The 11,870-nt window shown below is 43.3% G+C and carries 7 protein-coding genes; 4 read left to right on the plus strand and 3 right to left on the minus strand.

The genetic code is table 11. From position 1 onward, the window contains the following. Positions 1 to 192 precede the first annotated feature (192 nt). From J7E38_RS03985 to J7E38_RS03995, 3 genes are all read left to right on the plus strand, one after another. The gene (locus tag J7E38_RS03985) at positions 193 to 2,769 is read left to right on the plus strand and encodes a YhgE/Pip family protein (protein WP_214704946.1); all 2,577 of its coding nucleotides are present in this window, start codon (positions 193 to 195) and stop codon (positions 2,767 to 2,769) included. 124 nt (positions 2,770 to 2,893) lie between these two features. Further along, positions 2,894 to 3,247, plus strand: coding sequence for a YisL family protein (locus J7E38_RS03990; protein ID WP_214704945.1), 354 nt, complete (start codon positions 2,894 to 2,896; stop codon positions 3,245 to 3,247). A 128-nt stretch (positions 3,248 to 3,375) separates the two neighbouring features. Beyond that, complete coding sequence (locus J7E38_RS03995) at positions 3,376 to 5,409, plus strand: putative bifunctional diguanylate cyclase/phosphodiesterase (protein ID WP_214704944.1); 2,034 nt, start codon at positions 3,376 to 3,378, stop codon at positions 5,407 to 5,409. A 128-nt stretch (positions 5,410 to 5,537) separates the two neighbouring features. Here the strand turns inward: J7E38_RS03995 and J7E38_RS04000 are convergent, their stop codons facing one another. Further along, the gene (locus J7E38_RS04000; RefSeq protein ID WP_214704943.1) at positions 5,538 to 6,098 is read right to left on the minus strand and encodes a DUF2777 domain-containing protein; all 561 of its coding nucleotides are present in this window, start codon (positions 6,096 to 6,098) and stop codon (positions 5,538 to 5,540) included. A 194-nt stretch (positions 6,099 to 6,292) separates the two neighbouring features. On the opposite strand from J7E38_RS04000, the gene asnB reads away from it, so the two are divergent. Continuing rightward, entirely contained in the window at positions 6,293 to 8,140 is a 1,848-nt protein-coding gene (gene asnB / locus J7E38_RS04005; RefSeq protein ID WP_214704942.1) for an asparagine synthase (glutamine-hydrolyzing), read from the plus strand. Positions 8,141 to 8,458: 318 nt separating this feature from the next. Here asnB and J7E38_RS04010 read toward each other — a convergent pair whose 3' ends face one another. Further along, positions 8,459 to 9,802: an MATE family efflux transporter gene (locus J7E38_RS04010; protein ID WP_214704941.1), complete on the minus strand. Its 1,344-nt coding sequence runs from the start codon at positions 9,800 to 9,802 to the stop codon at positions 8,459 to 8,461. A gap of 299 nt (positions 9,803 to 10,101) precedes the next feature. After that, a complete protein-coding gene (locus J7E38_RS04015) occupies positions 10,102 to 11,859 on the minus strand; it encodes an alpha-glycosidase (RefSeq protein WP_214704940.1) in 1,758 nt (585 codons plus the stop codon). Positions 11,860 to 11,870 lie beyond the last annotated feature (11 nt).

Genomic DNA, 11,870 nt, shown 5'->3' on the forward strand with positions numbered 1-11,870 from the left:
AGAAATATACTAATTCTCCTTATAAATTATAGGGAGAATTTTTTATTATTTTATTATAATTTTAAAAATATTTTTTATTTTCAGTATTCTTAGCAGGAGAATTTACCTATATATGAGAATATATTTGTGGCAGTGATTGAATACTCATTCAGTCGCTTTAATATATATATAAAATCTCATGGGGGAGTAAGAATGAATTGGTTTAGCTTGTTTTTGGCCCAAATGTCCCAGCTGGCATCTAGTAAAGGGGTACTCTATTCCGTTATAGCAGCTTTATTGGTGCCAATCGTTTATGGCGGTATACTGCTGTCTCCAGATTGGGAGCCGTATGATAATCTCTCCAATCTGCCAGTTGCTGTTGTCAATAATGACAAAGGAGCCATGTCCGGGAACGAGCCCCTTAATGTCGGGGAAGACCTTGTGGCAGACTTGAAGAAAAGCAATGACTTAGGCTGGAAGTTTGTAGATTCACAGGAAGCAGAAAAAGGGTTGGAAAGCTTTAAATATTACATGGTGATTGAAATTCCAGAAGACTTCTCTGAAAGAGTGACGACGGTCCTAGAACCTGATCCGAAAAAGTTGGAACTCAAGTATATCCAGAATGAAGGCCTGAATTTCATGGCTGCGCAGGTCACAAAAAGTGCTACTGAAAAGTTAAGGGAGAAGCTGGCGAACAAGATAACGGAAAAATATGCGAATAATATTTTCGCGAATCTTGGTGAAGTATCAGATGGATTTAAGACAGCTGCTGATGGATCTGCGCAATTGCATGATGGAACAGCTGACCTTCAAGATGGAACTGGGCTTTTATTAACTTCTCTTAATGAGAAGTCAGCTGATATTTCCAAGCTTGCGGCCGGAACTCTGGAACTCAAAAGCGGTACAGGACAATTGGCCGGCACATTAGCCGGAAAACAAGGAAGTATTTCCGAGCTGGCTAACGGTTCAAAGGAGCTCGCAGCCGGTACTGCTCAATTGGCAGGAAGCTTGAAATCTAAACAAAGCGATATTACAAAACTTGCAAACGGGTCAAAAGACCTGAAAGATGGGACTGGTCTGCTGTTAAGCTCTCTAAATGAAAAATCCTCAGACATAACCAAGCTGGCGGACGGATCAGCAGATGTAAATGCAGGGACTGGATTGCTTCTGCAAAAGCTGAAAGACGGACAGCCGGGTATCACTCAACTGGCTGCAGGAGGTAAGCAGTTAGAAGAAAAAATGCCCGAACTTAAGGCTGGTACAGAAAGGGTTTTAGCTGGACTGCAAGGGGCACAACAGGCTGTTAAGACCCAAATTGAACCAGGTGCTAGAGGTGTAGTTAATGGAGTCAATGTAGCTACAATTAAGACTGGCGAACTTAAAGAACTTTTACAGCAATTAATACAAAATCATTCAGAGTTAGAAGGTGATCCAAAGATTGTTGATATTATAACAAAAGTTGAAGAAATTAATGGGACTCTAGGACAGGTAAATGGCACCGCTCAGCTAGTGGCTGGCGCATTAAAAGAAAATAATCCTCCTGTTGACGGCTCGCTTGCCGATGGAATCAATAAAATGGTGGTTGGGCAGACATTGCTCAACTCTGGGGTAGCTGATTTAGCAGCAAAAGCCCCGGTCCTGGCTGCCGGAACTGCAAGTGTCGCGGCAGGCTGGGATGAAATGATCACTAAGGTCGGGTTGCTTCATGATGGAACATCTCAATTAGCTGCAGGAAACAAGTCCGTAAATGCAGGATGGGGAACCATTACAGCGGGAGTCAAAGAGCTTGATGGCGGTGCAGCCCTAATATCGGCAGGAAATCAAACTGTAGATAAAGGCTGGAAGGAGCTAACTGCAGGTGCATCTAAAATCAATTCAGGAGCAACTCAGGTCAGCGATGGAAATGCTACCGTAGATAAGGGATGGCGAGAGCTGACAGCTGGAGCTTCCAAGATTCATTCAGGAGTGGTCCAAGTCAGCGACGGGAATGCCAGCGTGGAAAAAGGCTGGGGAGATCTAACTGATGGAGTAACAAAACTGAATGAAGGAGCAGGGAAACTTTATTATGGCAGTGGTGAATTGGCTGCCGGATTAAAGGATGGAGCTGAGGAAACCGGTAAGATTAAAGCTAATGAAAAAAATATCGGCATGTTCGCTTCACCAGTTGAACTAATTAGTAACAAAGTCAACGGTTATTCTCTTTACAGAGATTCTACTGCGCCATATGTGATGACACTTGCATTATTCGTGGGGATTTTAATCATGTCAATGTTCATCAATTTCAACAAGCCTCAGGAACCAAATGTATCCAAGGTGAGCTGGTTCTTAGTTAAATTTTTGAATCTCGCGTCCCTTGCCGTGGTACAGGCAATCCTTCTATCCATTGTAGTCCTCGCATTCCTGGGATTGCAGGTTACAAACCCAGTTGGATTCATAATGTTCGCTATACTGGTTAGTATTGTTTTTGCGGCAATCGTTATGTTCTTTGCTTTGTTTGGTAATATCGGCCGTTTCATTTTACTGGCATTGGTTGTCATGCAGCTTTCGACAACTGGAGCAAATCTTCCAATTGATATGCTGCCAGAGAACCTACGAAATTTAAGTGCTTACCTGCCATTTACTTATTCGATTGCAGGATTTAAAGCTCTGATTTCACTAAATGATTTTTCAATGGCCTTGACGAACCTGGGTATTCTTCTTGGTTTTCTGATCCTGTTTGCTTTGATGTCTGTAACTGTCTATTTATTTAAGACAAAAGAAGAACCGCAACAAACCGATTTGGCCATGTAATGGCTGGGGGACATCCTGAATAGGGTGTCTCTTTTTTTAATGAGTTCAAAACTACCTTATACTTATGAAATTCGGATTGAATATGATATGATATTTTAGACTTTACTATTAGGAGGACGGGTACATGATACATGCCCATATGACAGCCTGGTTTTTGGCTTTGGTTTTATTCTTCGTAGCACTGGGACTACATAAAAGCGGTAAAGAAAAGGGCGCGAAAATTGTCCAGATGGTCCTTAGATTATTTTACGTGCTGATTCTATTGACTGGCTTCTGGCTTCTTTTCAGCATCAATATCAACATTATGTATGTGCTGAAAGCAGCGGTTGGCCTGTGGGTCATCTCTATGCTTGAAATGATCTTGATCCGTACAAGAAAGAACGAAAAGGCTTCTATTTTGTGGGTTCAATTCATCGTAGCAATCCTGCTTGTACTTTATTTGGGTTTCTCACTGCCACTCGGAACAGATTTGTTCTAAATACGATTTGTCGAAAAAAAGCTGTCCAGAAATGGACAGCTTTTCTATTTTTGTCATATCTTCGCCCAGTTAGTTATGGTAATTTAAGAGGTAGGGATATTGGAGAAATATAGAATATGGAGAATGCAATGGCTACGACAAAAAGCTGCGTTTACGAAAGTGACAGACAACTTAATAGCTTTATAGAGAGCAATTCATTCAAAGAGCATGCCAATCTATTAGTGCAAATTTTTTATACAGAAGCAGGGAAGCTTAAACACCTTCAGCAATTCCTTAAAAAGCAGCTTCCTGTATCTGCTGTTCTTTGTTGTGAAGCAAAAGGGAATCTTCACGATGAGCATCCATATCTTATCTCTTTTACTGCTTTCAACAAACAAGAGCTCAATCCAGGGCGCCACGACCAGCACACCATCAACACATTGACCCACTTGCTGGCAACTACGCAACAAGACATCCTTCACCTTAATGAAAGCCTTGAGGTTTCCGAACAATATTATCGGTCCCTATTTGACAATAATGGAGATTTTGTCTATTCGACAGATTTGAACGGGAATTTCACAAGTGTTAACCGGGCGTTCATGAAAACCTTCGGCTATGATGAAAGCGAACTTATTGGCAGGTCTGCGCTGAATTTTATCAATCCAGAAGACGTTCATCGTGCAAAATTGCATTTTATTCAGGCGTTAAAAGGAAAAGATCAGACCTATACCATCGAGATCCAGATCAAGAGCGGTGAGTCCCAGATTTTCCAGATGAAAAACATCCCAATCACGGTCAATGGATCGTGTGTAGGAACATATGGAATCGGCAGGAATATCACCCATCAAAAAAAGACAGAGGAAAGAATCATCCAGCTTGCCTATTATGACCAGGATACTGGTTTGCCCAACAGGATGAGATTCACGGAACAGCTGGAGGAAATGATCCACCGCGCTAAGCATAAAAAAGAACTGCTGGCGGTCCTTGTTATTGATATTGACCGCTTCAAAATCATTAATGACAGTCTTGGACATTATGCGGGTGACATTGTTTTGAAGCAGCTGGCTGACAGAATCCAGAATCAGATACCAAAAGGTGCCTATCTTGGCAGATTCAGTGGCGATAAATTCACGATGCTCCTGACAGAGGATGTCAGGATCGATCAGACGACCAGGATGGCAAGAGAATTGCAAAAGCTTATCTCAATGCCTTTATATCACCAGAATCAGGAATTTATTGTCACGGCCAGCATTGGGATCAGCTCATTTCCGGGGGATGGCCTCGATGAGCATACCCTGCTGAAAAATGCTGATATCGCGATGAACCGTTCAAAAAATCAGGGCGGGAATAAGATCACTTATTTTTCAACCGGGATGAATGACCAGGCAATGGTGCGCCTGGAGCTGGAAAGCTACTTAAGGAAAGCATTGCAAAAAAATGAATTTCATCTCTGCTACCAGCCGTTGATGGACTTGAAATCAGGGGAAATCACCTGTACAGAAGCCCTCATCCGCTGGCAGCACCCGCATCTTGGACTTGTGTCACCGGCGCAGTTTATTCCACTCGCCGAGGAGACAGGGTTGATTGAGGAGATTGGCGCCTGGGTACTGACAACAGCATGTGTTCAGACAAAGTACTGGCAGCAAAATGGATTCCCGAATCTCGGGATTTCTGTTAATGTCTCAGCCTATCAATTTCAGCAGCATGCTTTTATCGGCCAGGTGATTGAGGCTCTGAAATTTTCCGGGCTTAACCCTGGATACCTCTCTCTGGAATTGACAGAAAGCGCGATGCTGAAGGATATTGTTTACAGCATTTCCGTCATGAAGTCATTACAGGAGCTCGGTGTGAAGGTATCAATCGATGATTTTGGGACAGGTTATTCGTCATTAAGCTATTTACGCAATTTGCCGATCGATACGTTAAAAATCGACCAGTCCTTCATCAATAATCTGCATGACGATCCTTCTGATATTGCCATCGTCAAGGCAATCATCACCATGGGGCAGGGACTAGCAGTGAAGATTGTTGCTGAGGGCGTAGAAACACATGAACAGATGAACATCTTGAGAGACCTGGACTGCCATTATGCGCAGGGTTACTATATCCAGAAACCGCTCGACACGGATGCCTTCGAAAAAGGTTTCAGGACAATTGAAAACATTGCCTACACGGTAAAATAAGAAGGCTCAATAAGTAAAATTGAATTCTGTCTTTACGAATATTTTGCCATGCCCGTTTTGGAAGCATTCCTGAAAAGAGCCAATACAGAAAAGCCTGCATTCACATCGAATGCAGGCTTTTTCGCAGTTTAGGAAATCCTTTCGATCACGGTCCGCTTCCCGTTGTTCAAGGTCAGTTCAAACCGGTCATTCTGTATTTCAAAATAATCAAAGTGATGCTGTACGCTGCAGATGTATTCTTCGTTGTCGAAAATCAAAAAATTCACTCCGGATCTTCCTGTTTCATGATCAAGGAATGTCAGATGGTTATAACAATAGATGCAATCATAGATGGAGAAATTTAACGAATTCAATGTATGGATGAATTGGACAAATGCCTCATCATTCAATTCATCCAGCAGACGCTCGAAAGAATAGATCAGCTGTTTCCTGATCCTGATCATTTCCTGGTCTATCAAAGAAATGGTTTCATTGCCAGTCTGAATGCTTCCGTTATCGAGCAAAAATCCCTTGCACCATTTGCTGTTTCGCTGGACTTCAACTTCCTGGTGGATAAACTCCTCAACAAGTGCGGCTTCATCCGTTTCTTCATCAAAGAAAACCCATTGTGAATTAATATATTCTACGGTCCCGGAATTGAAAGACCGGGGCTGGAATTCAATTAAATTGCTTCGTTGTTGTCGATTCATTTGGATCCTCCATTAATTGTCGCTCACCTTCTTTGTAGACAGATTTTGGCGAATTTATAACATGATTTAAAAGTTAGGCGATTAACCAGTTTGGATCTTACTGCATAAGATGAGTAATGCTTAAGCGATTATCGCGTTTGAGAACGTATTTTTTTGATTGGCACAAAAGTTCCGCTTAGAAGGGATGATCATAAATGTGTGGAATAACTGGCTGGGTAGACTATCGGAAAAATCTGGACAATGAGCATAAGACGATTGCAAAAATGGCGGAAACTTTAAGTAAAAGAGGTCCTGATGATACCAATGTATGGACTTCACAACATGCTGCGCTGGGCCATAAAAGGCTGGTGGTTGTCGACCCCGAGGGAGGCAAGCAGCCAATGACCAGGGCACAGGGAGACAGCCGTTATACCATTTGTTATAACGGAGAACTGTATAATACTGAAGACCTCAGAAAAGCACTGCTATTAAAAGGATATTCTTTTAACGGCCATTCTGATACAGAGGTTTTGCTCAATTCTTTCATGGAATGGAAGGAAAATTGCCTCGATCATTTAAATGGGATTTTTGCCTTTGCCGTTTGGGATCATCAGGAGGAAAAGCTGTTCATCGGGCGTGACCGCCTTGGTGTAAAGCCGCTCTTTTTTATTGAAACAGTATCAGGTCTTATGTTTGCTTCTGAACAAAAGGCGCTGCTGGCTCATCCTGAGGTGAAGCCGGAAGTAGACAGGGAAGGACTTTGCGAGGTTTTTGGGCTCGGGCCATCCCGTTCGCCAGGAGCTGGTATTTTTAAAAATATGAAGGAACTGCGTCCAGGACATGGACTCATTTTTTCAAAAAATGGGCTGAAGGTGTGGAGATACTGGAACGTTAAAAGTGAAGAGCACAAAGACAGTCTGGAAGAAACGTCTGAGAAGGTACGTGAACTGTTCACAGACGCCGTAACCAGGCAGCTTGTTTCCGATGTTCCGCTATGTACATTCCTTTCCGGCGGCCTGGATTCAAGCGCCATCACGGCGATCGCCGCGAACCATTATAAGGCGGAGGGCAAGGGGAGCCTGCACACTTACTCGATCGATTATGAAGGCAATGATCAGTTTTTTAAGGAAAATGAGTTCCAGCCTAATGCCGATGCCTACTGGATCAATAAGATGACGGAAACATTCGGGACCGTTCATCATAATAGCGTCATTTCACAGCACGATCTGGCAGACTATCTGACAGAAGCCGTGCATGTCCGGGACCTGCCGGGAATGGCAGACATCGATTCATCCTTGCTCTGGTTCTGCCGTGAAATCAAACAGGATTTTACCGTAGGACTTTCAGGTGAATGTGCAGATGAGATCTTTGGAGGATATCCTTGGTTTCACCGCGAAGATGACCTGAACCGGCAAGGATTCCCGTGGATGAGGTCGATTAATGAACGGCAGAATATGCTGAGAGACCACTGGCGGAAAAAATTGAGTCTGGAAGATTACATGATGGCGAAATTCAATGAGACGATAGCAGAGGTGCCCGTACTTGACGGGGAGAACCAGATCGATGCAAAGCGGAGACAATTATTCTATTTAAATATCATCTGGTTCATGACGACCCTCCTCGACAGGAAAGACCGAATGAGCATGGGGGCGAGCCTTGAAGTAAGGGTTCCGTTTGCCGACCATCGCCTTGTCGAATATGTCTGGAATATCCCATGGGAGATGAAGATGCACGGCAACCGGGAAAAAGGAATCTTGCGCAAGGCATTGGAAGGCACCTTGCCTGATGAAGTATTATACCGGAAAAAGAGTCCTTATCCGAAGACACACCATCCTGCCTATACTCAGGCAGTACAGGGAATGCTGTCAGACTTCATGGCCGATTCGAACAGTGCGCTGCATGAATTCTTCGACAGAGCCACACTGCAAAAAATGATCGAAACCGAGGGCGCTTCCTTCAAAGTGCCATGGTTCGGCCAGCTGATGACCGGCCCGCAGCTGCTGGCACAGCTAGCCCAGATTCATATCTGGTTCAGGGACTATAATATTAATATTGCAGATTAAAAAAGCAAGCCCTGGGATAGGGCTTGCATCGGACTTCAGGCAAATGTTGAATTGCCTGAAGTTTTTTATGTAACTGGTAAAAATCGATGATAATTACCAATTCGCTATAAAAATTCAATTTTCGCTATATAAATCATAAAATCGCTATAAAAATTTGCTTTTCGCTATATTAATAAAAAAGTCGCTATAAAATCATGATTTTCGCTATATAAATAAATTTTTTACTATAAAACTGTGAAAATGACTTTCCAAGTCGACATTTATTTTGTAAAAAGTGCGTTTAAGTACTCCTTTGGTTACCGAAACGCCTAATTTAATCTATTTTGCAGCTACAAACGACTTTTTCACCCAAACCCTCGATCTCCAGCGCCACAGCATCAGCAGTCCGCGCAGCCATTCGTCGGCGATGAAGGCGATCCAGATGCCGACGAGTCCCATTTCCAGATAGATTCCGAGGAAATAGGAGAGCGTCACGCTGACTCCCCACATTGACAGAATTCCCATATAGACGGGGAATTTCACATCGCCAGCAGCCCTTAATGAACTGATCAGGACTAAATTGAAAGATCTGCCTGGCTCAAGGATGATGGTAAGCAGGATCAATGTGGTGCCAAGTTCGATGATGCTCATATTGTCAGTGAAGATTCCCAGCAGGTTTTTTGAAAAGAAAGAAACGGCCACTGCCGCGAAGATCGAAATCAATATCGCAAGTTTTAAACTTTTTAATGCTCGTTTATAAGCGTTCTCAACTTCTTTTGCCCCGACCATATGGCCAATTAAAATCTGTGTTCCCTGACTGATCGCAATACTGAAAAGGAAGATGAACATCATGACATTTTGTGTATAAACCTTTGCGGTCAGTGCCTGGGTTCCAAGGGTGGCGATAAAATAAGTGATCACCATCTGCGAGCCATTATAGCTTAGGTGCTCGCCGGCTGAAGGAATCCCGATATTGAGCAGGTTCTTTAGATGTTTCTTTGGAAAACTAAACAGCATCGACAATGGCAGCGATCCAGGAACCCGTTTTGTCATGACAAAAATTGCAGCGAGCAATCCGATGATTCGGCTGACAGTGGTGGATATCGCTACACCTTCAACCCCAAGTACGGGAAAACCGAAGGGACCGAAGATGAAGAAATAGTTGCCGATGACGTTCAGCACGTTCATGCCGATGGTGACATACATGATATCACGCGTGAAGCCATAGCTGCGGATGATGCTGCTGACGGTCATGATCAGCGACTGGATGAATGAAAATCCGCCGACAATCCTCAAGTAGGAGTTGGCCTCTTCAAACAATTCAGGAGGAAGATCCATCAGGTTAAGCAATTGCTCGCTAAAAATGAACACAGCCCCACTCAGGATCAATCCAAAGACAAGGTTCGCCCCGATTGAGACAGAGGAAATTTCCCGCGCGTCATTGTCCCGTTCCGCCCCTAAATTCTGTGCAACCAGGATGGCCGTACCGGTGGCGATGAAGCCGAACATGACGATGACCATGGAAAGGATTTGATTGGAAACCCCTACAGCTGCGACAGAGTTATCCGAATACTGGGACAGCATCAGCGTGTCCGCATTCCCCATCAGCATATATAGCATAATTTCAATAAATAGAGGCCATGTAATGGCAAATAACGATAGTTTAGCAGTTTTTTTCTTCATGTTACACATCTCCAAGTTGTAATTCTTTTATTATACAGACTCTGGAAGGGATTTGAAGTGAAAAACCTTCGTTTTTCGAAAAAAATTTGTAGATCAGGATATTTTGAGGAGAATAAAATCCGCTAACTTTTAGAAGAAATTCACTGCAATCCTACCTTAATTATGTGAAAAACAAAAAAGATTCCGCGAAACCCTGCACTAATTCCGATAATAGTTAAAATCTATACTAAATATGAAAAGAATAACGAAGCATAAAAAAGAGTAAACCCCTTCCCACAACTGGAAAGGGGCCCACTATCTTAAAATTGGAACAATGCGAATCCATTTGCGGCAATCGTGGCTGTCAAATCATCGCTTTCAGCAGCATATTCTTCGCCAGTATAGATATTGGTGATTTTTTTGCCATTTAAATTGAATGGCAGGTGATAATTGGCTTCTTGATCGCTCATATTCACGACGACCAAAATAGTCGTCTGGCCATTTGATTTTGTATAGGCGAAGCAGCTTTCATGGTAATCGGATGGAATGAAGTGCAGCTCACCTTCATTCGCCAGAAGAGGATATTCCTTGCGGAGACGAATCATCTTCTGGACATGTTCGAACATATCCTTGTTCTGATCTTCTTCATTCCACTTCATGCATTCGCGGCAGCCTGGATCCTGCGGGCCGCTCATGCCGATTTCATCTCCATAATAGATACACGGAGTACCAATATAGGATAGTAATACAGTGAAGATTTGTTTTACTTTGTCTTCGTCACCGCCGCATTCGGTCAGGATCCTTGGTGTATCATGACTGCCGATCAAGTTGAACGCAACCTCGTTGACGTTCTTCGGGTACATATGGTTGACTGTCGTCATGTTTTCAATGAATTCTTTTACGGTAATCGAACCTCGGGCAAACAGGTTCAGGATATTGGTCGTGAATGGATAGTTCATGACCGCGTCGAACTGGTCGCCTCGCAGCCAAGGCATCGAGTCGTGCCAGATTTCGCCAAGGATGTAGAGGTCAGGTTTGATGGCTTTCACTTCAGAACGGAATTTTCTCCAGAACGAGTGGTCGACTTCATTTGCAACATCCAGTCTCCAGCCATCAATATCGAATTCACGCACCCAGTAGCGCCCGACTTCGAGCAGGTATTGAATCACTTCAGGATTTTCTGTATTCAGCTTCGGCATCGCTTTTTCAAAAGCGAATGTGTCATACTTTGGCTTCGGCTCTGTTACGACTGGGAACTCCCAAATATGGAACCAATCCTTATATGGAGATTCTTCACCCTTCTCCAATACATCCTGGAACTGTGGGAAATAGAATCCGCTATGGTTGAACACCGCATCGAGCATGACCTTGATTCCTTTTTCATGGCAAACCTGGATTAAACGCTTTAGCGTATCATTATCACCGAATTGTGGGTCTAGCTCCATGTAATCGATGGTATCGTATTTATGGTTCGAATAGGCTTTGAAAATCGGCGTAAAATAGATACCGGATATGCCTAGATCCGCCAGATAGTCGATATTCTGGATGACGCCTTCGAGGTCGCCGCCGAAAAAGTTATCTCGTTCAGGCGCTGCACTGCCCCATGGCAAAGCGCCTTCGGGATCATTTGATGAATCGCCATTGCCGAATCTTTCAGGGAAGATTTGATACCAGACCGTATCTTTCACCCATGAAGGAGCACGGAAGACATCAATATTATTCAAGTATGGAAAAGCATAATAGAAGCCAGTATCCTCAGGCGGTTCTGAATAAAAACCCTTTTCGGTCAGATAAACGGTTTCAGTGCCATCGTTCAATTCAAATCCATAGCGCATCCTTCTATAAGGCGGTTTTATCGAGACAAACCAATAATCGAATAACTGATCGGAACCACTTTTAATCATCGGAACGGTGTTCGAGTTCCAACTTCCATCGGACCAATCATAAGGATCGCCATTTAATAGGGAAACTTCTTTCATGTCATCCTTTTTCGTTCGGATGCGGATATGTAATTCTTCATTAGTGCAAGCGTATGCATAATTATCTTTAGGACGGTGATAAATCGCTTCTTTTAACAAGAACAAACCAT

The sequence above is a fragment of the Bacillus sp. ISL-35 genome (genome assembly GCF_018613355.1).
Taxonomy (GTDB): Bacteria; Bacillota; Bacilli; order Bacillales; family Cytobacillaceae; genus Mesobacillus.